The sequence below is a fragment of the Nocardioides sp. genome, from assembly GCF_035703625.1.
In the GTDB taxonomy this organism is placed as follows: domain Bacteria; phylum Actinomycetota; class Actinomycetes; order Propionibacteriales; family Nocardioidaceae; genus Nocardioides.
The window spans coordinates 1-21,955 of sequence record NZ_DASSXS010000178.1 but is presented as its reverse complement, the minus strand read 5'-3'; the positions used below and the strand labels follow the sequence as shown (position 1 = coordinate 21,955).

20 protein-coding genes are annotated in these 21,955 nt (G+C 71.9%); 2 read left to right on the top strand and 18 right to left on the bottom strand.

Annotated features, from left to right (window positions below):
* The gene (locus VFN12_RS08765) at positions 1-1,227 is read left to right on the top strand and encodes an MFS transporter (RefSeq protein WP_325118262.1); all 1,227 of its coding nucleotides are present in this window, start codon (positions 1-3) and stop codon (positions 1,225-1,227) included.
* A gap of 43 nt (positions 1,228-1,270) precedes the next feature.
* On the opposite strand, the gene VFN12_RS08760 is transcribed toward VFN12_RS08765, so the two are convergent.
* The 16 genes from VFN12_RS08760 to VFN12_RS08685 all read right to left on the bottom strand — a co-directional run bounded on the left by VFN12_RS08760 (position 1,271) and on the right by VFN12_RS08685 (position 17,617).
* Entirely contained in the window at positions 1,271-3,199 is a 1,929-nt protein-coding gene (locus VFN12_RS08760) for a TIGR03960 family B12-binding radical SAM protein (RefSeq protein ID WP_325118269.1), read from the bottom strand.
* Positions 3,200-3,348: 149 nt separating this feature from the next.
* Positions 3,349-4,266 carry a TIGR03086 family metal-binding protein gene (locus tag VFN12_RS08755; RefSeq protein WP_325118261.1) on the bottom strand — a complete coding sequence of 306 codons (918 nt, stop codon included), beginning with the start codon at positions 4,264-4,266 and terminating at the stop codon, positions 3,349-3,351.
* Positions 4,266-5,243, bottom strand: a complete 978-nt coding sequence (locus VFN12_RS08750; RefSeq protein WP_325118259.1) for a hypothetical protein — start codon at positions 5,241-5,243, stop codon at positions 4,266-4,268. Before VFN12_RS08750 ends, VFN12_RS08755 begins: the two co-directional genes overlap by 1 nt.
* Positions 5,244-5,353: 110 nt before the next feature.
* Entirely contained in the window at positions 5,354-6,559 is a 1,206-nt protein-coding gene (rodA, locus tag VFN12_RS08745) for a rod shape-determining protein RodA (protein WP_325118258.1), read from the bottom strand.
* Positions 6,559-8,706, bottom strand: a complete 2,148-nt coding sequence (gene mrdA / locus VFN12_RS08740; protein WP_325118257.1) for a penicillin-binding protein 2 — start codon at positions 8,704-8,706, stop codon at positions 6,559-6,561. Before mrdA ends, rodA begins: the two co-directional genes overlap by 1 nt.
* Position 8,707: 1 nt before the next feature.
* Positions 8,708-9,220, bottom strand: a complete 513-nt coding sequence (mreD, locus tag VFN12_RS08735; RefSeq protein ID WP_325118256.1) for a rod shape-determining protein MreD — start codon at positions 9,218-9,220, stop codon at positions 8,708-8,710.
* A 46-nt stretch (positions 9,221-9,266) separates the two neighbouring features.
* Entirely contained in the window at positions 9,267-10,244 is a 978-nt protein-coding gene (gene mreC, locus VFN12_RS08730) for a rod shape-determining protein MreC (RefSeq protein ID WP_325118255.1), read from the bottom strand.
* The gene (locus VFN12_RS08725; protein WP_325118254.1) at positions 10,244-11,272 is read right to left on the bottom strand and encodes a rod shape-determining protein; all 1,029 of its coding nucleotides are present in this window, start codon (positions 11,270-11,272) and stop codon (positions 10,244-10,246) included. Before VFN12_RS08725 ends, mreC begins: the two co-directional genes overlap by 1 nt.
* Positions 11,273-11,447: 175 nt before the next feature.
* Complete coding sequence (locus VFN12_RS08720; protein WP_325118253.1) at positions 11,448-11,981, bottom strand: hypothetical protein; 534 nt, start codon at positions 11,979-11,981, stop codon at positions 11,448-11,450.
* Positions 11,978-13,759, bottom strand: a complete 1,782-nt coding sequence (locus VFN12_RS08715) for an alpha/beta hydrolase (protein WP_325118252.1) — start codon at positions 13,757-13,759, stop codon at positions 11,978-11,980. Before VFN12_RS08715 ends, VFN12_RS08720 begins: the two co-directional genes overlap by 4 nt.
* On the bottom strand, positions 13,756-14,055 hold the full coding sequence (locus tag VFN12_RS08710; RefSeq protein ID WP_325118251.1) for a hypothetical protein: 300 nt from the start codon (positions 14,053-14,055) through the stop codon (positions 13,756-13,758). The genes VFN12_RS08715 and VFN12_RS08710 overlap by 4 nt, the downstream gene beginning before the upstream one ends.
* Positions 14,055-14,558 carry a hypothetical protein gene (locus VFN12_RS08705; RefSeq protein ID WP_325118250.1) on the bottom strand — a complete coding sequence of 168 codons (504 nt, stop codon included), beginning with the start codon at positions 14,556-14,558 and terminating at the stop codon, positions 14,055-14,057. Before VFN12_RS08705 ends, VFN12_RS08710 begins: the two co-directional genes overlap by 1 nt.
* A gap of 420 nt (positions 14,559-14,978) precedes the next feature.
* On the bottom strand, positions 14,979-15,386 hold the full coding sequence (ndk, locus tag VFN12_RS08700) for a nucleoside-diphosphate kinase (RefSeq protein WP_325118249.1): 408 nt from the start codon (positions 15,384-15,386) through the stop codon (positions 14,979-14,981).
* 27 nt (positions 15,387-15,413) lie between these two features.
* Positions 15,414-15,788 (bottom strand): DUF4233 domain-containing protein, encoded by a 375-nt coding sequence (locus VFN12_RS08695; RefSeq protein WP_325118248.1) that lies wholly within the window; start codon positions 15,786-15,788, stop codon positions 15,414-15,416.
* A gap of 70 nt (positions 15,789-15,858) precedes the next feature.
* On the bottom strand, positions 15,859-17,220 hold the full coding sequence (locus VFN12_RS08690) for a bifunctional folylpolyglutamate synthase/dihydrofolate synthase (RefSeq protein ID WP_325118247.1): 1,362 nt from the start codon (positions 17,218-17,220) through the stop codon (positions 15,859-15,861).
* Between the two features lie 52 nt (positions 17,221-17,272).
* Complete coding sequence (locus tag VFN12_RS08685; RefSeq protein ID WP_325118246.1) at positions 17,273-17,617, bottom strand: hypothetical protein; 345 nt, start codon at positions 17,615-17,617, stop codon at positions 17,273-17,275.
* 160 nt (positions 17,618-17,777) lie between these two features.
* On the opposite strand from VFN12_RS08685, the gene valS reads away from it, so the two are divergent.
* Positions 17,778-20,399, top strand: coding sequence for a valine--tRNA ligase (gene valS / locus VFN12_RS08680; protein WP_325118245.1), 2,622 nt, complete (start codon positions 17,778-17,780; stop codon positions 20,397-20,399).
* 25 nt (positions 20,400-20,424) lie between these two features.
* Here valS and VFN12_RS08675 read toward each other — a convergent pair whose 3' ends face one another.
* Together VFN12_RS08675 and VFN12_RS08670 are read right to left on the bottom strand one after the other, a co-directional pair.
* Positions 20,425-21,210, bottom strand: a complete 786-nt coding sequence (locus VFN12_RS08675) for a hypothetical protein (protein WP_325118244.1) — start codon at positions 21,208-21,210, stop codon at positions 20,425-20,427.
* A 141-nt stretch (positions 21,211-21,351) separates the two neighbouring features.
* Positions 21,352-21,804 carry a calcium-binding protein gene (locus VFN12_RS08670; RefSeq protein WP_325118243.1) on the bottom strand — a complete coding sequence of 151 codons (453 nt, stop codon included), beginning with the start codon at positions 21,802-21,804 and terminating at the stop codon, positions 21,352-21,354.
* Between the last annotated feature and the right edge of the window lie 151 nt (positions 21,805-21,955).

The following is a 21,955-nucleotide window of genomic DNA, read 5'->3' as shown; positions in this document are numbered from 1 at the left end:
ATGAGCGGCGGACGGCAGGACCTCGGGCCACGCCTGCTGCTCCTGGCCGGGCTGCTGCTGCTCGCCGTGAACCTGCGGCCGGCGGCGGTGAGCGTCGGGCCGGTGCTGGCCGAGGTCCGGGCAGGGCTCGACATGTCCACCCTCGGCGCCGGGCTCCTGACCTCGCTTCCGGTGCTCGCGTTCGCCGGCTTCGGGGCGCTGGCCCCGCAGCTCGCCCGACGGATCGGCGTGCACCGGGTGACCCTGGCCGCGCTGCTGATGGTGGCCGGCGGGCTGGCGGCCCGCTCCGTGGCGCCGGGTCCGGTGACCTTCCTGGTCCTGTCGATGGCCGCGCTGGCAGGGATGGCCGTGGCGAACGTGCTGCTCCCCTCGCTGGTCAAGCTGCACTTCCCCGACCGGATCGGACGGGTCACGGCGCTCTACACCGCGACCCTGGCCCTCGGCCTCACCGGCGCACTGACGCTGACGGTCCCGATCTCCGAGGCCGCCGGCAGCTGGCGTGTGGGCCTCGCGGTGTGGGGGGTCGTCGCGGCGATCGCCGCGCTCCCCTGGCTCCGCCTCATCGGCCACGACCGCCATCTCGACCCGGCACCCCACGACGTGACCCTCTCCCAGGTGGCCCGGACCCGGCTCGGCCTGGGGATGGCCCTCTTCTTCGGGCTGCAGTCCATGCACGCCTACGCCATCTTCGGCTGGTTCGCACAGCTGTGGCGCGACCAGGGCTACTCCCCCACCTCCGCCGGGCTCCTCGTCGGGCTGGTGGCCGCCACCAGCGTCCCGCTGTCGTTGTGGTTGCCGGCGGCAGCGGCCCGCCGCCACGACCAGTCGGGGATCCTGCTCGCGGTGATGGCCTGCTACCCGGTGGCGTACGTCGGCCTGATGCTCGCCCCGCACGACCTGGCCGTGCTGTGGGCCGTCCTGGCCGGCGCCGCCACCTGCACCTTCCCGCTCATCCTGACCCTGATCGGCCTCCGCTCACGCACCCCCGCGGGGACCGCCGCCCTCTCCGGGTTCACCCAGTCGGCCGGCTACCTGCTGTCGGCGGTGGGACCGTTCACCGTGGGCGTCCTCTACGGCGCGACCGGCGGCTGGACGGCACCGCTGTGGTTCCTGGTCGCCCTGACCGTGCCGCAGGCCGTCGTCGGCTGGTACGTCGCCCGGCCGGCCTACGTCGAGGACCAGCTGCGTTCACGCCGTGGGGGTCGGGTGCCCGACAACGCCTCCTAGGCCGGGCTCAGGCACCCGGCCCGGCACGGCCCGGCGAAGGCCCTCAGACCACCCGGAGGGGCAGCAGCTCGCGACCCGTGGGGCCGATCTGGATCTCGGTGTCCATCTCCGGGCAGACGCCGCAGTCGTAGCACGGGGTCCACCGGCAGTCCTCGACCTCGATCTCGGCCCCGTCGGCGACCGCGAGCGCGTCCTCCCAGTCGGCCCAGAGCCAGTCCTTGTCGAGCCCGGAGTCCAGGTGGTCCCAGGGCAGGACCTCGTCGTACTCACGCTCACGCGTGGTGTACCAGTCCAGGTCGAGCCCGGTGCCGGCCAGCCCGCGCTCGGCCGCGGCCACCCAGCGGTCGTAGGAGAAGTGCTCGCTCCACCCGTCGAAGCGTCCGCCGTCGCGCCAGACCTCCTCGATGACCCGGCCGACACGACGGTCGCCGCGGGAGAGCAGGCCTTCGACGACGCCCGGCTTGCCGTCGTGGTAGCGGAAGCCGATCGCCCGGCCGAAGCGCTTGTCGCTGCGGACCGCGTCGCGCAGCTTGGCCAGCCGGTCGTCGGTGGTCACGTGGTCGAGCTGGGAGGCCCACTGGAACGGCGTGTGCGGCTTCGGCACGAAACCGCCGATCGAGACCGTGCACCGGATGTCGTTGCGGCCCGAGACCTCGCGGCCCTTGGCGATCACCTGCTTGGCGAGGTCGGCGATGGCCAGGACGTCCTCGTCGGTCTCGGTGGGCAGGCCGCACATGAAGTAGAGCTTCACCTGACGCCAGCCGTTGGAGTACGCCGTCGCGACGGTCCGGATCAGGTCCTCCTCGGTGACCATCTTGTTGATCACCTTGCGCATCCGCTCCGACCCGCCCTCCGGGGCGAAGGTCAGCCCCGAACGCCGGCCGTTGCGGGAGAACTCGTTGGCGAGGGTGATGTTGAAGGCGTCGACGCGGGTGCTCGGCAGCGACAGCGAGACGTTGCAGTCCTCGTACCGGTCGGCCAGCCCCTTGGCGACGTCGCCGATCTCGGTGTGGTCGGCGCTGGACAGCGAGAGCAGGCCCACCTCCTCGAACCCGGACTTGCGGATGCCGTTCTCGACCATGTCGCCGATCGCCTCGATCGACCGCTCCCGGACCGGTCGGGTGATCATCCCGGCCTGGCAGAAGCGGCAGCCGCGGGTGCAGCCGCGGAAGATCTCCACCGAGTAGCGCTCGTGGACGGTCTCGGCGAGCGGCACCAGCGGCTTGGCGGGGTAGGGCCAGGCGTCGAGGTCCATCAGCGTGTGCTTGCGCACCCGGAACGGGATTCCGGGACGGTTGGGGACGACCGCCTCGATCTGGCCGTCCTCGGCGTAGGTGACGTCGTAGAACTTCGGGACGTAGACGCTGCCGCTGACGGCGAGCCTGCGCAGCAGCTCGTCGCGCCCGCCCGGACGGTCCTCGGCCTTCCACTCCCGGATGACCTCGGAGATCGCGAGCACGATCTCCTCCCCGTCACCGAGGACGGCGGCATCCAGGAAGTCGGCGATCGGCTCCGGGTTGAAGGCGGCGTGGCCGCCGGCGAGCACGACCGGGTCCTCGTCGCCACGGTCGGTGGCCCGGAGCGGGATCCCGGCGAGGTCGAGGGCGTTGAGCATGTTGGTGTAGCCCAGCTCGGTGGAGAAGCTGATCCCCAGCACGTCGAAGGCGCGCACCGGCCGGTGGCTGTCGACGGTGAACTGCGGGATCCCCTCGGCTCGCATGACCGACTCGAGGTCCGGCCACACCGAGTAGGTGCGCTCGGCCAGGATCCAGTCGCGCTCGTTGAGCACCTCGTAGAGGATCTGGACGCCCTGGTTGGGCAGGCCGACCTCGTAGGCGTCGGGATACATCAGCGCCCATCGGACGTCGACGTCGTCCCAGTCCTTGAGGGTGGAGTTGAGCTCTCCACCGACGTACTGGATCGGCTTCTGGACGGACGGCAGCTTGGGCTCGAGGCGGGGAAAGACGCTCATGTGGTCGAGCTGGTCAGGCTGGGCGGGATGGTCGAGGCCAACGGGCACGGCGACTACACCTTGGGGGTCGGGGGCGGGGCAGGCGCACCAGAGTACGTCGCGATGTCGCCGCGCGCAGAGTTCTCACGGAATCGGTCCGAAGACGCAGATCAACCCTTGACGTAGGAGAACTTCTCGCTCACCAGACCGTCTCTGAAGCGGAGGACGTCGACCCCCCGGACGTGGCCGGGCGTCCCGTCGTCGCCGGTCCAGTCGAAACGCCACCGCAGGACACCCCGCTCGCCCGCGACGAACGACTCCTCCTCGGTGAAGGCGGCGTCCCGGGTGCCGCCGAACAGGTCCACCCACACCTGCCGGACCGCGCCCGCGCCCTCGTGACGGACTCCGTCGGGGGCGGGACCGGTGGCCTCGAACAGGCAGTCGTCGGTCATCAGGGCCATCACGGCGTCGACGTCGCCACGTCCGAACGCGGCCGAGAACCTGGCCAGGGCGGCGTGGTTCGGGCCCCAGTGGGGATCGCGGCCAAAGGCGGCCAGGAAGTCGCCCTGGGGGTCGCCCGTGGTGGCCGCCCGCGGGCCGATCACCCCTCCGGCGCGGTACAGCTCCTCGCGCTCGGCGAACCAGGTGGCCACCTCGTGCACCAGCGACGGATCGAGCCGGTGGTCACCCCCGGTCGCGACCGCGAGGTCCCAGCCGTGGACCAGGTGGTCGGCGGCCAGCTGGTGGACGTACTCCTCCAGCTTCTCCTCGCCGTAGGACAGGTGGACCGTCCCACCCGCCCGGAGCCCCTGGGCGACGGTGCCGATCGCCTCGCGCGCGGCGGCCAGGGCGGAGCCGATCGGGTCCTTGCCGAGCAGGTCGCCGTCGAAGCGCGCCCCCACCTCGTCGATCGTGCCCCCCTGCACGAGCGGCGTGGTCCACAGGTCCTCGCCGGTCACGTGGTTGACCAGGTCCCGGACCTGCCACTCCCGGCACGGCGTCGGGAGCTCCCACTGGTCCGGCCGGACGTCGTTGACCCGGTCCGCCCAGCTCTCGACCGTGCGGTGGTAGAGCGTGTTCAGGTCCATCAGACGAGACCCTCCGCCAGGGTCTCCCTGGCCTCGTGGACCCACCAGGCGAGGTCGCGGCGCTCCCGCCTCCGCTTGGCCGGCTCCGGGTGCTCCGTGGCGTCGAGCGCCTTGTTCCAGCCCAGCCACAGCAGGCCCGCGAGCAGGGCGAGCCGCATCGAGCGCATGTCGTAGGCCGGTCCGGCAAGGTCGGCGTAGGTCCCCAGGACGTGCTCACGGCTCGGCTCGAGCACCGATGAGCAGCCCGCCAGGAGCCAGGCGATGTCCAGGGCGCCCGGTGCCGCGGTCGCAAGTGCCCAGTCCAGCAGCACCAGCGAGTCGCCGTCACGGGCCATGTTCACGGTCGCGAGGTCCCCGTGGGTCAGCGTGACCGGGCCCGCGCCCAGTGCGGCTGCCAGAGGGGTGGGATCCTCCAGCAGCACGAGCACCGGGCCCGCCACATCGGCGGGCACCGTCCGGGCGAAGATCTCCCATCCCCGGCAGGCGAGCCCGGCCAGCTCGTTCCCTTCCTCGGCCAACCCCCGGATCCGCCACGGGGCGAAGAGCGTGAGCACCTGGTCGAGCGGAGCCACCTCGTCCGGCGGACTCCCCACGTACCGACGGTGCATGGCGGCGACCCGGGCGACCACCCAGTCGGTCTCGTCGGTGGAGAGATGTGACTTCCAGGTGAACACCCTGTCGCCGAGGTCCTCCATCACGATGACGGTGGTGTCGCCGTCCACCCAGCCGTCCACCACGGCGTGGTCGACTCCGGGCGGGAGCCGGTCCAGCGCGCCGGAACGCCACAGGAGGTACTCGCGCGCGACCGTCCCACCGGTGAGGGCCAGCGTCAGGTCGGAGGCGGGGGTCACCCGCTTCACGATGTAGTCGGTTCCGTCGGCGAGCCGGACGTGCTCCAGGCGCGCACCAGACCTGCCTTCGTGCCTGATGACGACGGACCGCTCGACCGCGTCCTGCAGCAGCTCGGAGGGGGGCACGCGTCCACGATGGCACCAGCACGACGCGGGTCACCATGCCTAGACCGGGCTGGTCCCGCGGGGTCAGATCGGAGGGCGCGGACGCGGGTCGCAGCCGCCGGACCGCCGCCCTAACGGACGGAGAGCACCCGCGGCTGGGTGGTGAGGAACCGGGTCGGAAGGGACGCGGTGGAGCGCAGGTGGATGTTCTGCAGGAGCCCGATCGCCAGCATGCCGGCGAACATCGAGCTGCCGCCGTAGGACACGAACGGCAGCGGGACCCCGGTGACCGGCATGATCCCCAGACACATCCCGATGTTCTGGAAGGCCTGGAAGCCGAACCAGCAGGCGATCCCGGCGGCCGCGATGCGCCCGAACGTGTCGTCGGTCTGGAAGGCGATGACCAGCGCTCGCCAGATCACGACGCCGAGCAGCGCGATCAGGACGCCGGCACCCACGAGGCCGAGCTCCTCGCCCGCGACGGTGAAGATGAAGTCGGTGTGCTGCTCGGGCACGAACCCCGAGCGGGTCTGGGACCCGTCGAACAACCCCTGCCCGAAGAGCCCGCCGTTGCCGACCGCGATCCGCGCCTGCTCGGTGTTGTAGCCGGCGCCACGGGGGTCGAGCTCGGGGTTGGTGAACGCCAGGAAACGGTCGACCTGGTAGTCCTTCAGCACCCCGGCGGCCACGGCCACGGCCCCGGCCGCGATCCCGCCACCGCCCATCAGGAGCAGCCAGCGGCGCGGCGCTCCGGCGGCGGCGATCACGCCGAACACCGTGGCCGAGAGCACGAGCATGGTGCCGAGGTCGGGCTGGGCCATGATCAGGGCGGCCGGGATCCCCGCGATCACGAGCATCCCGGCCACGTCGACCGGGGAGACGTCGTAGCGACGGCGGGCTTCGGCGCGCTCGGCCACCAGCAGCGCCATGCCGATCACCACGGCCAGCTTGGCGAACTCCGCCGGCTGGATCGACATCCCGCCGAGCTGGATCCAGGAGCGCGAGCCGTTGATCGTGGTCCCGCTGGTGAGCACCAGCACCAGTCCGCCGACGGAGGCGAGGTAGACCAGCGGCGCGAGGATGCGTACCCACCGGTGGTCGGTGGCCAGCACCATGACCATCAGCACGACCCCGATCGCGACGTTCACCAGCTGCTTGCGCAGGTACGCCGTCGGGTCACCGCCGGTGAGGTCCTCGCGCGCCGAGGTGGCCGACCACACGAGCAGGCTGCCGAGCACCAGCAGCGCCGCGACGGCCACCATCAGCAGCCAGTCGAGACCGGGGGCGCGCAGGGCGGCGGCCGGCCGGCTGGTCCTGAGCTGTCGAAGCGCTGCCATCAGTCCCTCCTCCCGTCGGGCGGCAGGATCGAGCCGTCCTTGAGGAACGTCGGCAACCGCGCCGGGGGCGAGGTGCCGGGGATCGCGGCCCGGTCGGGATCGACGCGGAGCCCGCGGATGCCGTAGAGGGACTCCCAGATCTTGCGGATCGCCGGGCCGGACGTGCCGGAGCCCGTGCCGCCCTGGGACACCATCATCACCACCACGTAGTCGTCGCTGTAGGACGCGACCCAGGACGTGGACTGCTTCCCGTAGACCTCGGCGGACCCGGTCTTGGAGCGGACCTTCACCTCGTCGAGGGGGAAGCCGATCATCCGCCAGGACATGGTGCCGACCCGGGTGACGCCCTTGAGTGCCTCGTCGATGTAGTCGATGACCCGACCGGGCAGGCGGACGTGACCGTTGATCTTCGGCTCGATCCGCTGCAGCACGGTCCCCTGCGGGGAGACGATCGCCTTGCCCACCCGCGGCGCGTAGAGCGTGCCTCCGTTGGAGAGCGCGGCGTAGGCCCGCGCCAGCTGGAGGGGGGTGACGATCGTGTCGCCCTGGCCGATGGCGAAGTTGACCGCATCGCCGGCGCGGTACTTGTAGCCCTCGAGGCAGAACTCGTAGGCGAACTTGTAGACGAAGTCGCTGGTCTTCGCATCCTGCGGCTTGTGCGAGATGCCGCAGTAGTAGTCCTTCATGGACTTGTAGTAGGCGAGCTTCCACTTCCGGTCGGCGATCCGGCCGGACGCCTCGCCGGGCAGGTCGATCCCCGTCCGGCTCCCGAAGCCGAACGTCTCGGCCTCCTCGACGAGTGGGTCACGGGCGTTGACGTCATCCTCGTCGGAGCCGAGGCGTCGCCAGAAGTCGTAACCGACCCGGTAGAAGAAGGTGTTGCAGGAGACCTCCAGCGCTCTGGCGAAGGTGATGTAGCCGTAGGCGCCGGACTCGTAGTTCTTGAACACCCGGTTGCCGACCGGGAACCCGGACGAGCAGTCGAGCTGGGTGGAGGTGCTGTAGCCGTTCGTCAGCGCACCCGCGGTCATGAAGGGCTTCCACGTCGAGCCCGGCGCGAACTGACCCTGGGTCGCCCGGCTCAGCAGTGGGGTCCCCGCCTTCGGGGAGTACAGCCGCCGCAGCTGCTTCTCGGTGATGCCGCCGACCCAGACCCCGGGGTCGTACGTCGGCTGGCTCGCCATGGCCACGATCCGACCGGTGTCGGCCTCCATCACCACGGCAGCACCGGAGTCCGCGACGTAGTTGCGCCCGCTCACGGAGTCGAACGTGCGCCGGGCCGTCGTGATGGTCCTGGCCAGCTGCCGCTCCACGACCCCCTGCACCTTGGCGTCGATCGAGGTGACCAGCGTGTCGCCGGGCTGCCCCGCGAGCTCCCTGTCGTCGCCGAGCACGCGGCCCATCGAGTCCACTGCGACGCTGCGGTAGCCGGGCATCCCGCGCAGCCACTCGTCGTACTGCTTCTCGACGCCTGCGCGTCCCACCGACGACGCGCCGTTGACGGAGCGGTCGCCGTTGGCGCGAGCGGAGTCGTACTCGGACTCGGTGATCGGGCTCAGGTACCCCAGCACGTGGGCCAGGTTGATGCCGTAGGGACGCGGGTAGGCGCGCACGGTCTCCTGCTCGGCGAGGATCGCGGGATAGTCCTCCGGCTGCTCGAGGATGCGCAGGGCCACCGCCTGGCGGACGTCGCGGGCGACGGGCACCGGCTGGTAGGGCGAGCCGTTCCAGCAGGTGCCGGCGAGGCTGCCGGGGTCACCGCAGGTCACCAGCCGCTTGTCGATGCGGGCGGCGGGCTCGCCGACGGCCCGGCCGAGACGGGCCAGGAGCAGGCTGCGCTGCCGCTCGGTCATCTTGCCCAGCATCGTCCGGTCGACCGAGATCACCCAGGCCGGGCGGTTGGTGACCAGCGGTCGGCCCTGGTCGTCGACGACCAGCCCCCGCTGGGGCTGCACCACGATCTCGCGCACGGACTGTGAGGCAGCCTGCGCCTCGTACTCCGCACCGCTGACGACCTGGAGGTAGTACAGGCGGGCGAAGAGGGTGGCGAACAGCGAGAACACCAGGGCCTGGATGACGATGAGGCGGAGTCGGGCCTTGCGTCCCCCGATGCTCCCGCCCTGCTTCTTCGAGCTCGCGGCGAGCATGTCAGCCGGTCGCCCGTTCGGGCTGGAGGCGGTTGAACATCGTCATGACGGGCGGCAGCACGAAGGGCGTGAGCAGGACGTCCCAGAGCACCGCCACCAGGATCACCTGCAGCACCTCCCCGACGTCGAGCAGCGGGTCCTGCAGGACCATGCCGGTGATCGCGAAGATGGAGGTGCCGATGAACGACGACGCGGCGACCGTGGCGACGACGGCGACGGCGGTGGGCTTCACGTCCTGGCGGACCCGTCCGGCGAGGTAGCCGACGACCACCAGGGCCAGGGCCCAGCGCCCGGCGACGTGGTCGGCGGGTGGTGCGAGGTCGAGCGCCACCCCGGCCAGGAAACCCAGCACGACGGCGAACTGCGGACCGCGGGTCAGTGCGGCCCCGACCACCACGAGCAGGCAGAGGTTGGGCACGATCCCCTGCCAGGCGAAGTGCGGGAACAGCGACACCTGCAGGACCAGGGCCAGGCCCACCAACACCGACGCCGAGAGCGTCCTCAGGAGCGTCATCGCGGCCCCCGTCCGGGCGCGGGCTCGAACGGCGACGTCAGGTGGTTCATCTCATGCTCCCGTCGGCCTCGACGATCGCCCGGTCACTGGTCGTGCCGGCCGGCACCACGACGCCGACCAGGTCGAGGGACCCGAAGTCGACGAACGGCTCGATGACGGCTCGCTGGGAGGTCTCACGCAGGCTGCTGTAGACCGAGCTCACCCGGCCGACCGGGACCCCGGAGACGTAGGGCCCCCCGCTCTCGCTGCCCCAGGTGACGACGGTGTCGTGGCTGGCGGGGGCCTCGGACTCGTCGGCGAGCTCGAGGTCGAGCCTCCCGGTGTCGCCGAGGATCCCGCGACCGTGGAGGAAGCCCACCTCCATGCTCTCGCCCACCCGTCCGCCGACCACCGACTCGGCGTCGACGATCAAGAGCACGGTCGCGGTCGAGCTGGTGACCCGCAGGACCCTCCCGACGAGGCCGTCGTTGTTGAGGACGGTCATGTCGGGTCGGACCCCGGCACGGGAGCCGGCGTCGATGGTCACCGTCTGCGAGAAGGACTGGGAGGGGCCGAGCCCGACGACCCGGGAAGGTACGAGGGCGTACCCGAGGTTGTCGGCGGCCTGGGTCAGGCCGTCGAACTCCGCGAGGCGGTTGCGGTCGTAGCCGGAGGTGGTGGACTCCGCACGCAGGCGGGCGTTCTCCGCCTCCAGCTCGTTGATCTCCCCACGCAGGGAGTCGTGGGTGCGGAACCACCCCGGGATCGCGACGATCGGCCGCACCACCCCGGAGGTCGCGGACTCCGCCGGTCCGAACACCTCGCCGAACGCCTGCCGCGCAGGCTCCAGCGGCGAGTCGTCGCCGCCCTGCTGGTCGAGGGTGATCAGGGTGGCCGAGGCGAGCACGAGGGCGACCATCAGGGCCCGGGACGGCCGGTCGCGGCGGTCGAGCCGGGCCGTGGCCCGCCACCGGCGGTCTCGTCGGTCGGACCGGGACTGGCCCGACGGCTCCACGCGGCGACGTTCGAGCGTGTCGAGGGACATCAGAACCGCCTCGGCTCCGATACCAGCACCTGCTGGAGCGCCTCGAACTCCTCCACGCACCGTCCCGCACCCAGCGCCACGCTGGTCAGCGGCTCCTCGGCGACGTGGACGGGCATCCCGGTCTCGTGGCGCAGCCGCTCGTCGAGGCCGCGCAGCAGCGCGCCGCCGCCGGTCAGGACGATGCCGCGGTCCATGATGTCGCCGGCGAGCTCGGGCGGGGTCTGGTCGAGCGTCGCCCGGACCGCGTCGACGATCGCGTGCAGCGGCTCCTCCAGGGCCTGACGCACCTCCGCCGAGGAGACGACCACGGTCCGCGGGAGCCCGGAGACCATGTCGCGGCCCCGGATCTCGGCTTCCGGCTCGTCGGGGAGGGGGAAGGCCGAGCCGAGGGTCATCTTGACCTCCTCGGCCGTCCGGTCCCCCAGCATCAGGGAGTACTCCTTCTTCATCCAGGCGACGATGGCCTGGTCGAGGTCGTCCCCGGCGGTCCGGATCGAGAGGCTGGTGACGATGCCGCCGAGCGAGATGACGGCCACCTCGGTGGTGCCGCCACCGACGTCGACGACCATGTTGCCGGTGGCCTGGTGGACCGGGAGTCCGGCGCCGATCGCGGCTGCCATCGGCTCCTCCACGATGTAGACCCGGCGCGCCCCGGCCTGGTAGCCCGCCTCCTTGACCGCCCGCTGCTCCACCGCGGTGATGCCGCTGGGCACGCAGACGACCATCCGTGGCTTGGCGAAGTAGCGGCGACGGTGGACCTGCTGGATGAAGAACCGCAGCATCTGCTCGGTCGCCTCGAAGTCGGCGATCACGCCGTCCTGGAGCGGCCGGATCGCGGCGATGTTGTCGGGGGTGCGTCCGATCATCCGCTTGGCCTCGTGGCCCACGGCCAGGATCTCGCCGGTGCTCGCGTTCAACGCGACGACGCTGGGCTCGTCGAGGAGCACGCCCTTGCCCCGGACGTAGACCAGGGTGTTGGCCGTTCCGAGATCGACGGCCATGTCCCGGCCGATGAAGCTGTTCGCCATGCCCGATGCCTCGCTGGTGCTCGCCCGGCTCATCTGACCGGTGAAGGGACTGGTAAACCCTCTGGGGAAAGGCGGTACGTCGCCCCCTCTGGCGCCGTGCCGAGTCGAGCCTAAGAGGGGAGGCGCCCGATCCCCGGGAGGACACGCGAGGGGCGGTGGGCTCGCTCTTCGGGACCTACCGGAACTCGGGTTGCGGCTCGTCCCTGCGGAGCCATGCCTCCCGTTGGTCCTCGGGCACCTCGACGCACGGGCCGGAGACGTCGAGGCCGACGAACGGGCCCCCGGTGTGGACGAAGGAGGCCGAGAGGTCGCCCCTGGCCGCGGCGAGGGTGGTGAACCCGTTGGGCTCCTCGCGGAGGGCCTCGACCGTGAAGCCGGCGTCCTCGAGGACCGGCCGGAGCTGCTCGAGGTACGACGTCCCCGAGCCCGGGCCGGTGTCGATCCTGGCCTGGGCGAGGTACTGGAAGTCGCGGAACTCCTCCGGGAACGCCGACTCGCAGCCTCGGTACCCGCCGGAGCTGGTGCGGGTGGTCGCGGACAGCGCCTGCTCGGCGGCCACCGCCAGCTGCCGGGCGGCCCGGCGCACGTCGGTGCGCTGCTGCTCGAGCGCCGCGCTCGCGTCGTCGGCGTCCACCTCGTCCTCGCCTCCCGCGTCGGCGCACGCACCGAGACCCGCGAGCAGGACCAGCGTCAGGAGGGTCCGGATCATGGTCGTCTCCCGTCGGTGTCGGGGGCAGTCGGGTCGCGGTCGAGCTCCGGGTCCCGCACCCCGGCGTAGAACGGGTCGTAGACGTGGTCCGCGTGCTCGACGGCATCGTAGTTGCCGTTGACGATCTGGCTGATGTTGTAGAGCGCCTCGGTGTCGTGGTCGAAGTACTTCGAGTGGTCGTCGAAGGCGTCGAGCCCGATGGCGTCGTCGGCCCGCGTGGTCGACTCGGCCCGGAACCGGTGGGCCCCGAAGTCGTCCTCGGCCGGGTCGTCCCCGAGGCCGGCCCCGAACGCCGTCTCGCCGTGGACCCAGCCGTGGTTTCCGAGGTTGGCGATCGGGTCGCGGCTGTTGGCCCCCGCCCAGACGTGGTCGGTGGCGACGCCGGTGTCACCCGCGGTGTCGGTGCCGCCCCCGGCACCGGGGCTGCCGACGAGGACCAGGTCGTCGACGGGGATGCCCTGGTCGTGGGCGGCGTGCCCGGTCGTGGTCGAGCCGTAGCTGTGCCCGATCGCCGTCAGGTGGGCGGGCTCGCCGTCACGGGCGGACCGCAGACCGTCCAGGGTGTCGGCCAACCGCTCACCGCCACGGGTCGCCATGTCCTCGGTCACCACGCCCGCGGCGTCCCAGCCCTCGTCCCAGGGCATGTTGTCGGGAGCGTCGTAGCCGATCCAGAACATCGATGCGTTGGTCTCGGTGGCGCCGAGGAACCGGCTCGACTCGTAGAGGGTCAGGGCCCGCGCGGCCTGGTAGGGCGCGCTCTCGCCGTCGGTACCGAAGCCGGGGACCACGACGGCGACGTTGTCGGCGGTGTCGAGGTTGCCGGCGGCCACGGCGACCGCGCCGTCGCCCTCGAACGCCGTCGGGTCGTAGGCGTAGAGCTGGCTGGTGACGCCCTCGCGGGTGACCGGGTCGAGGCCCGCCTCGATGGTCTCGACGGCGTCGCGGGCGGAGCGGGCGTTCTCCAGCCATCGCTCCTCGTCGGAGGTCAGCAGGTCCCGCTGCTCGAGGTACTCCCAGTCGGCGAGGTCCCGGTCGAGGGCCAGGTGGTTGGCCTGGTCCCTGGCCCACGGCGGGACGCCGTCGCGGTTGCCGATCGACCCGGGCGAGGCCGCGATCACCGCTTGTTGCTGCTGGTGACTGAGGCCGTCCCACCAGGCGTTGACCTCGGTCGGGCCGGCTCCGGGTCCGGGCAGGGTGTCGAGCGCGGCGTCGGCGGGGTCGGCGACCCCGGCGTACCGTCGCTCGACCTGGTCGAGCCGCAGCACCCGGTCGAAGGCCTCGCGCATCGCGGTCTCCTCGGCCGTCAGGTCGGCGGACCACGCGCTCAGGTCGTGCTCGAAGGCCTCGACCTGTCGCCGGCAGTCGTCGCACTCGGCCTGGATGACCGCCGCCTCCGTATCGGTCGCGGCGTGAGCGCGGGCGGCCAGGGCCTCCACCGCGCCGACGAGGTGTGCGCGCTCACCGAGCAGGGTCGTGCGGCGCTCGACGAGGGCGGCCATCGCCTCCGCGTGCGCGTCACATCGGCGTGACACCGAGCGCAGGGCCAGCGACATGGCGTCCGCCCGGTGGCCCAGGGGTGCGATGGTCTCCCGGTAGGAGGTGGCAGCCAGCGCGCTCCAGTCCCCGATCCGGGCATCGGCGGCCACGAACGTGCCGAGGTCGTCGACCTGGGCGGCGCCCGCGAGCAGGTCGGCGGCGAAGGTGCGGATCGCGGCGACCTCGACCTGCAGCGGCGGGACCTCGCGGGGGGTCGGCGGCAGCCAGATCGTGGTGCTCAACGCTGCTCCCGCAGGTAGCTCGCCAGCATCAGCAGCTCGGCCCCGGCGGCCCGGTCGGTCGCCAGGTAGTCGGCGATCACCTCGCGCAGAGTGTCGGCGTGGGCCTCGGCCTCCTCCGCGACCCCGGTCGCGTGCCGCTCCCAGGCGGCCGCGAACCGGGACGCAGCACCGGCCACGGCGGCGGTGAAACCGTCCGGCGAGGCCGACCCGATCTGACCGGCCGCAGCCGCGACGTCGAGCGCCTGCTCGTCCCACGAGCGCGCGGCCCGGCCGACCGAGACGGGGACGACCTCCATCAGCGCCTCACCAGCGCCCTGGCCCGGGACCGCCCGACGTGCACGGGCTCGGACCGCACCTCGACCAGCAGGGCGCTCGTGGCCCCGGCGTACGACGCCTGCAACCGCAGGTCGCCGCGCACGCCCGAGAGCCGCTCGACCTCACCCCGGAGGCGGCGCACCTGCCAACCCTCGCCCTCGAGGGTGCGCCGCAGCGTCACCAGGACTCCGGGCCCCTCGGTCGTCGTGCCACCGGCCCGGGCCGACGCGACGACGGTGCCGTCGCCGGGTCCGTAGCCCCAGCCCGGGGCGGGTCGTTCCGTCGAGCCGGGCAGTGCCGCGAAGACCGGTGCCGCGGCACCCGCGAGCCGGTCGAGCGTGGCGTCGAGCTGTGCCTCGGTCAGGTGTTGGCCCGGCGGTGCCTCACCCGACGACGGCAGGACCACGATGTCGACGTCGGGATGGCGTCGGCGCACCGGCGCGAAGAACGCGTCGAGGGGCGCATCGGGTGGTCGGAGTTCCATGCGCACAGGCTGCCCTCGTCCCTCGCGCCGGTAAACCCGGAGTGCAGCGGCTGTGGACGAGCCGGGGGTGGTGGGGAGGTGTCGGTTTCCCCGGCTCGCCGGGGAAACCGACACTCCTCAGCCGGTGCAATGCCTTGGAAGTGCATGGACCGGCTGAGTTGTGTGACATGTGGGACTGGAGTGACGTTCAGGGGGCACCCCGGACGGCGTAGCAGGAGCCGCCCTGGGCGCCGTTGCGATGGCTGCGCTGGCCACGCTGATCGGCCGCAGCTGTCTCGCCACCGCCGCGCCGGCCAGTGGGCTGGCGCGGCACCCCGCTCCACGGACGAGCCGCCGTGAACCCTGGGGCAGTCGGCGGTCACCCGCCGCTGGTTCCCCACGCCGGGCTCGCCGGCCGCCGTACGCGCTCGCTGAGCTCCCTCAGAGGTCGGGGAACCAGATCGCGAGCTCGCGCTCGGCGGACTCGGCCGAGTCGGAGCCGTGCACGAGGTTCTCGCGGTTCGACAGCGACAGGTCGCCCCGGATCGTGCCCGGCGCGGCCTTCCGTCCGTCCGTGGCGCCGGCGAGTGCGCGCACCACCGCGATCGCCTCGTCGCCCTCGAGCACCATCGCGACCAGCGGGCCGCCGGTCACGAAGTCGCGCAGCGGCGGGTAGAAGTCGCGCTCGACGTGCTCGGCGTAGTGCTGGTCCGCGAGCTCGCCGTCGATGGTGCGGAGCTCCATCCGCACGATGCTCAGCCCCTTGGCCTCGAAGCGGGAGGTCACCTCGCCGACGAGACCGCGGCGGACCGTGTCGGGCTTCAGCAGGACCAGGGTGCGCTCACTCATGGCCGAGACCCTATCGAGGGGACCGGGTCAGGTGGAGTCGGCCTCGTGGGCGGCGTACGCAGCGGCGCGTTCGCGCTCGATCTTGCGTCCCAGGAAGTACGCCGTCCCCCACAGCAGCGCGAAGATCGCGCCGAGCAGGAACATCATCGGGACGAGGAATCCCAGCCCGATCGCCGCGACCTGGATCGCCCACCCGGCGCCGTAGGCCAACTCCGAACGCAGCAGCCCGGCGAGCACCACGCAGGCCGCGGCGAGACCGATGCCCAGGGTGAGCGCGGTCGGGGTCGGGACGTCGGTGAGCGTGATCATCACCGGCGTGGTGAGGCCCAGGGTGATCGCCTCCAGGGAGAGTACGGCGGCGCACATGCCGCGCCGCGGCGAGCGGACCTCGGCCTGGCTCACCGGGGGCCCCGCGGAGCTGTCTGGTGGGGTGCCAGCCGTGGAGCGCCGGCGGAGCGACGGCGTGGGGTGGTCACGACCGGCCCTTGAGCATGGCCCGGGCCTCTCCGGCGGTGATCACCGAGCCGGTGACCAGCACGGCCCCGGAGCCGACGCTCTCGCCGAACACCCCTCCCGCTTCCGCGAGGGTGGCAGCCTGGTCGATCGCGTCGGCCAGGCGGGGGGCCACGGAGACCCGGTGGTCGCCGTAGATCTCCCGCGCCGCCCGGGCGAGCTTCTCGGCCGGCATCGCCCGCTGAGTGGAGTTCTGGGTGCAGACCAGGTGGGCGAGGTGCGGCTCGAAGGCAGCCAGCACACCTTCGGCGTCCTTGTCGGCCATCACCCCCATCACCCCGATGAGCGGGGAGAACGTGAAGGAGTCCTCCAGCGCCGCGGCCGTGGCCTCGGCGCCGTGCGGGTTGTGGGCGGCGTCGAGCACGATGGTCGGGCTGCGCCGGATGACCTCCAGCCGCGCCGGGGAGGTCACCTCGGCGAACGCCGCGCTGACGATCTCACCGTCGAGGGTCTGCGCGCCGGTGAACGACTCCACGGCGGCCAGCGCCACCGCCGCGTTCTGGGCCTGGTGTGCGCCGTAGAGCGGCAGGAATACGTCGTCGTACCTCGCCCGGAGCCCCTGCAGCGAGACGACCTGTCCTCCGACGGCGGGCACGCGGGTGACGACCCCGAAGTCCGTGCCCTCGCGGACCACGCTCGCACCGACCTCGGCGGCCCGCTGGAGGAGCACCTCGGCCACCTCGGGCGACTGCTCGGCCATGACCGCCACGGAGCCGGGCTTGATGATCCCGGCCTTCTCGGCGGCGATGGCAGCCGGCGTCTCGCCCAGGTAACGCGCGTGGTCGACCGCGACGGGGAGCACGACCGCGACGGCCGCGTCGGCGACGTTGGTGGCGTCCCACGAGCCGCCCATGCCGACCTCGACCACGGCGACCTCGACCGGTGCGTCGGCGAAGGCTGCGTAGGCCATCGCGACGATGGTCTCGAAGAACGACAGCGGGTGGTCCTGCTCCGAGTCGACGAGGTGGGTGTAGGGCGCCACGTCGTTGAAGGCCTGGACGAACTCCTCGTCGGTGAGGGGCTCACCGTCGATCGAGATCCGCTCGCTCATCCGCTCCACGTGCGGCGAGGTGAAGCGGCCGGTGCGCAGCTCGAGGCCGCGCAGCAGCGCGTCGACCATCCTCGAGGTGGAGGTCTTGCCGTTGGTTCCGGTCAGGTGGATGACGGGGAAGGAGCGTTGCGGGTCGCCGAGCAGCTCGGTGTAGGCCGCGATCCGGTCGAGCGAGGGCTCGAGCCTCGTCTCGGGCCATCGCGACAGCAGCGCGTCCTCGACCTCGGCGAAGGTCTCGGCGAGGCGCGGCGCGACGGGGGGTTCACTCATGACCTGTCGAGTCTAGAGAAGCCCTCCGCACGCACGGCAGCGGTGTCGGCCGTCAGCCGGCGAGCTGGACCTCGAGCGCCGCGTGGGTGACGGCCTCGCTCAACGTGGCCACGTAGTGCACGAACCGGAGGTCGCGCGCGATCGGCTCGAGGTGCAGCGAGAACACGACGCCACCGCCGCGGAGCCGGTAGAAGTCCGGCAGCAGCTCCTGGCCGGCCGGGCCGGTGAGCCGCGCCTCGAAGTGCGACACACCGTCGTGCTCCCAGGGCGTCGAGAGGTTCTCGAGCACCAGTACGGCACCCGTGACGAGCCGGCAGGGCTCCGGCACGACGGCCAGCTCCCGCCCGATGTGGTCCTGCAGGTTGCGGTACGACGGTGTCGTGTAGTTCGCGGTCATGGTCTCCCCCGATTCCATCTCCGACCACGATCCCGCCGGCGAGCGCTGCCGTCCCGGAAACACCCGGATATGGCCCGGGTGCACTACCTCGGTCCGGACGATCGTGCCTCGAGCTGAACTGGTTCGCGCCCGGAGAGGCCGCCCCCGTAGCATTTCGCGCATGACCGACACCCAGCAGCAGCCTGTCCAGAGCCCGACGACGCCCGACTCGCGCGGCGTCGTCGTACCGGACAAGCCGGCGCTGGAGGGGCTGGAGACGAAGTGGGGCGAGCGCTGGAAGGCCGACGACACCTACCGCTTCGACCGGACCCAGCCGCGGGAGAACGTCTACTCGATCGACACTCCCCCGCCGACGGTCTCGGGCAGCCTGCACGTCGGCCACGTGTTCTCCTACACCCACACCGACCTGGTCGCCCGCTACCAGCGGATGCGCGGCAAGTCGGTGTTCTACCCGATGGGCTGGGACGACAACGGCCTGCCGACCGAGCGCCGGGTGCAGAACTACTACGGCGTGCGCTGCGACCCGTCGCTGCCCTACGACGACGACTTCACACCCCCGGAGAAGCCCGACCCGAAGAAGCAGGTCCCGATCAGCCGGCCCAACTTCGTCGAGCTCTGCGAGCAGCTGATCGAGCAGGACGAGGAGATCTTCGAGCAGCTGTGGCGCACGGTCGGCCTCTCGGTCGACTGGAAGGAGCACTACACGACGGTCGGCCCGAAGGCGCAGCTGGTCAGCCAGGTCGCGTTCCTGCGCAACTTCGCCCGCGGGGAGGCCTACCTCTCCGACGCACCCACGCTGTGGGACGTCACCTTCCAGACCGCGGTCGCCCAGGCCGAGCTGGAGGCCCGCGAGTACGCCGGCCACTACCACCGGGTGGCCTTCCACCGGGCCGACGGTTCGGCCATTCACGTCGAGACGACCCGCCCCGAGCTGATCCCCAGCGTGGTCGCCCTGATCGCCCACCCCGACGACGAGCGGTACGCCGGCCTGTTCGGCCAGACCGTGACCTCACCGGTCTTCGGGGTCGAGATCCCGGTCCTCGCCCACCACGCCGCCGAGCCCGACAAGGGCGCCGGTATCGCGATGTGCTGCACCTTCGGCGACCTGACCGACGTGCTGTGGTGGCGCGAGCTCGACCTCCCGGTCCGCACGCTCATCGGCCGCGACGGGAGGATGTCGCGGGAGACGCCGGACTGGCTCGCCGGGACCGACGCCGCCGCGGCGTACGAGGAGCTGAAGGGCAAGACGGCGTTCTCCGCGCGCGAGGCGATCGTCGCCAGGCTGCGGGAGACCGGCGACCTCGACGGTGACCCGACCCCCACCCAGCGGATGGCGAACTTCTACGAGAAGGGCGACAAGCCGCTCGAGATCGTGGCCACCCGGCAGTGGTACATCCGCAACGGCGGCCGGGACGCCGGCCTCCGGGCCGAGATGCTGGGCCGCGGCGCCGAGATCGAGTGGGCGCCGACCCACATGAAGCACCGGTACGACAACTGGGTGGGCGGGCTCCACGGCGACTGGCTGATCTCGCGACAGCGCTTCTTCGGCATCCCGTTCCCCGTCTGGTACCCGCTCGACGACGCCGGCGAGCCCGACTACGACCACCCGCTCCTGCCTCGCGAGGAGGAGCTGCCGCTCGACCCGTCCACGCGGGCGCCGCAGGGGTACACCGAGGAGCAGCGGGGGAAGCCCGGTGGCTTCATCGGCGACCCGGACGTCATGGACACCTGGGCGACGTCCTCGTTGACCCCGCAGATCGCGGGTGGGTGGGAGACCGACGACGACCTGTGGCAGCGGGTCTTCCCGATGGACCTGTGCACCCATGCCCACGACATCATTCGCACCTGGCTGTTCTCCCGGGTGGTCCGCGCTCACTTCGAGAACCACGTCGCCCCGTGGCGGCACGCCTTGATCTCGGGATTCATCGTCGACCCGGACCGGAAGAAGATGTCGAAGTCCAAGGGCAACGCCGTGGTCCCCTCCGACGTCCTGGAGAAGTACGGCGCGGACGCGGTGCGGTGGCGCGCCGCGATGGCGCGGCCGGGGCTCGACTCCCCGTTCGACGAGAGCCAGATGAAGGTGGGGCGCCGGCTGGCGATGAAGGTCCTCAACGCCTCGAAGTTCGTCCTCGGCGGGGTCGGCGCCAGCTCGCTCGACCGCTTCGCGGTCAGCGAGCCGGTCGACTGCGCGCTGCTCGCGCGGCTGGAGACGGTCGTCGCGCGCGCCACCGAGGCGTTCGAGGCCTACGACTACACGACCGCGCTGGAGGTCACCGAGCGGGCGTTCTGGGAGTTCTGCGACGACTACCTCGAGCTGGTCAAGGAGCGCGCGTACGCCGAGGACGGCGGCGACCCGACGCACTCCGCGAGGGCCACCCTGGCCATCGCGCTCCACGTCCAGCTCCGGCTGCTGGCGCCGTTCCTCCCCTACGTCACCGAGGAGGTCTGGTCGTGGTGGCAGGAGGGGTCGATCCACCGGGCCCCGTGGCCGGCTTCCAGCGACCTGGGCGCGGCCGCCGCCGCCGACCCCGCGACCGTGGACGCCGTCGCGGCCGCGCTGATCGGCATTCGCGGCACCAAGTCACAGGCAAAGGTGTCCATGCGTGCCGAGCTGTCGCGCGTCGAGATCACCGGACCGGCTGCTCAGGTCGCCTTCGTCGAGTCCGCCGCCGACGACCTGCGGGCCGCCGGCAAGATCACCGGCGAGCTCGAGTTCCGGGTCGTCGAGGACGCCGAGGGCATCCAGGTCGAGGCCGAGCTGGCCGAGGCGCCCAAGGACTGACCGATGCGGGCAGGTCCGGCACCGGTCAGTGGTGCCGCGCGCCCTTGGCGTGGCCCCGGTCGCCGCCCTTGTCGCCGCCCTTGTCGTGGCCCCGGTGGTGGCCCCGGTCGCCGCCCTTCTCGTGGCCCTTGTCGTGGCCCTTTGCCTTGCCATCGCGGGCCTTGAGGTGCCCCTCCCGGTGGCCCGGCTTGTCATCCCCGTGGCGCTCGCCTGCCCGGTGGTCATCGCCGGCACGAGCGTTCACGCCGTGATCGTCGCCCCGGCGGTCACGGTTTCCGTGATCATCGCCGTGTCCCTTTCCGTGTCCCTTGCCGTGCCCCTTGTCGTGCCCGCCTGCGTGCTCACCGACACCTGGTCCACCCGGCCCGTTCGATGCCGCCTGGCCGGGAGCCTGCTGGGGGCCGTTCCCCTTGCTGGTCGCCGGCGCCTTGGGCGCGGTCGGTGGGGTGCCTCCGGCAGTCTCGGCCGGGTTCTGGCCTCCGTCTCCGTTCTGCACCGCCTCGACCGTCGACGGGGTCACGGGACTGCTGGCCACGGATGGGGCCGGCGTGGTGGTGGCGGCGCCAGATCCGGCTTCGTCGACGGAGTCCTCCGGCGCGGAGCTCGTGGATGGCTGGGCCTGGAGCCGCACCCCGTCCTCCACCACGTAGAGCGGGTCGTGCAGCAGCGGCGTCCCGGCGAGCACGTTGGACGTGCCGTTGCGGATCGTGTCGACGACGTCCTGCGCACGCAGGGCGCTTCCGAACACGACGGCACCCATGATCGCGACGATCACGAACGCGAGGAGCGGTCGCAGGTGCTGGGCACTCACGGCGGGGGGACCTTTCAAGTGGCTGGCTCCAAGTGTCCCCTGCGCAGCCCGCCACAGTGGAGATCTCCACGCACAAATGGCCTGAAGTGACTACCGATTAACCTCCGCGGTGGCCTTTCTGGTAGGACCACCTTCGGGTGCTCAGGGCGACTCGCACCGCACCTGGATCTCGGCGAAGCAGTCATCGAGCCCGCCGCCACCGTTGGCGGAGTCCCGACCTCCGCCGCCGACGAGCTGGTCCGGCCCGCCGCCGGCCCGCAACGAGTCGGCACCCAGGCCTCCGATGAGGTCGTCGTTGCCGCCGCCGCCGAGCAGGGTGTCGTTCCCTGCGCCGCCGTCGAGGCCGTCGCGGCCGTCGCCGCCGACCAGTCGGTCAGCTCCCGGACCGGCGCAGATCTCGTCGCGGCCGCCGAGGCCGCGGATCACGTCGTTGCCACCGAGGGCGACGATCGAGTCCTGGCGGGCGGTGCCCCGAAGCACGTCTGGGCCAGAGGTGCCCTGCAACGTGACCACCTCGCCCCGGCAGGTGTTGGGGGCCGCGCTCCCCGCGGAGCCGACCGCGGCCAGGCTCAGGGGAAGGCCGACAGCGATCACGAGGACCGTACGTTGGGCGAGCCTTGCGGCACCGGTTCTGTTCATCTCGTTCCCTCCCGGGGTCAACCGGCGCAGGAATGAACCCGCAGCCCGGTCATGGTCTTTGTTGCATCGATTGTGCTGCCGGGGATGGGCGCTGCGGCAAGTGGAC

What these genes read in the sequence shown, in the direction of transcription:
- VFN12_RS08725 (WP_325118254.1), bottom strand. Translation starts at nt 11,272, where the DNA reads ATGGCGAACAGCTTCATCGGCCGGGACATGGCCGTCGATCTCGGAACG.
- valS (WP_325118245.1), top strand. Translation starts at nt 17,778, where the DNA reads ATGACCGACACCCAGCAGCAGCCTGTCCAGAGCCCGACGACGCCCGAC.
- mrdA (WP_325118257.1), bottom strand. Translation starts at nt 8,706, where the DNA reads ATGCTCGCCGCGAGCTCGAAGAAGCAGGGCGGGAGCATCGGGGGACGC.
- VFN12_RS08720 (WP_325118253.1), bottom strand. Translation starts at nt 11,981, where the DNA reads ATGATCCGGACCCTCCTGACGCTGGTCCTGCTCGCGGGTCTCGGTGCG.
- mreD (WP_325118256.1), bottom strand. Translation starts at nt 9,220, where the DNA reads ATGACGCTCCTGAGGACGCTCTCGGCGTCGGTGTTGGTGGGCCTGGCC.
- VFN12_RS08760 (WP_325118269.1), bottom strand. Translation starts at nt 3,199, where the DNA reads ATGAGCGTCTTTCCCCGCCTCGAGCCCAAGCTGCCGTCCGTCCAGAAG.
- rodA (WP_325118258.1), bottom strand. Translation starts at nt 6,559, where the DNA reads ATGGCAGCGCTTCGACAGCTCAGGACCAGCCGGCCGGCCGCCGCCCTG.
- VFN12_RS08765 (WP_325118262.1), top strand. Translation starts at nt 1, where the DNA reads ATGAGCGGCGGACGGCAGGACCTCGGGCCACGCCTGCTGCTCCTGGCC.
- VFN12_RS08710 (WP_325118251.1), bottom strand. Translation starts at nt 14,055, where the DNA reads ATGGAGGTCGTCCCCGTCTCGGTCGGCCGGGCCGCGCGCTCGTGGGAC.
- VFN12_RS08690 (WP_325118247.1), bottom strand. Translation starts at nt 17,220, where the DNA reads ATGAGTGAACCCCCCGTCGCGCCGCGCCTCGCCGAGACCTTCGCCGAG.
- VFN12_RS08685 (WP_325118246.1), bottom strand. Translation starts at nt 17,617, where the DNA reads ATGACCGCGAACTACACGACACCGTCGTACCGCAACCTGCAGGACCAC.
- ndk (WP_325118249.1), bottom strand. Translation starts at nt 15,386, where the DNA reads ATGAGTGAGCGCACCCTGGTCCTGCTGAAGCCCGACACGGTCCGCCGC.
- VFN12_RS08755 (WP_325118261.1), bottom strand. Translation starts at nt 4,266, where the DNA reads ATGGACCTGAACACGCTCTACCACCGCACGGTCGAGAGCTGGGCGGAC.
- VFN12_RS08705 (WP_325118250.1), bottom strand. Translation starts at nt 14,558, where the DNA reads ATGGAACTCCGACCACCCGATGCGCCCCTCGACGCGTTCTTCGCGCCG.
- mreC (WP_325118255.1), bottom strand. Translation starts at nt 10,244, where the DNA reads ATGTCCCTCGACACGCTCGAACGTCGCCGCGTGGAGCCGTCGGGCCAG.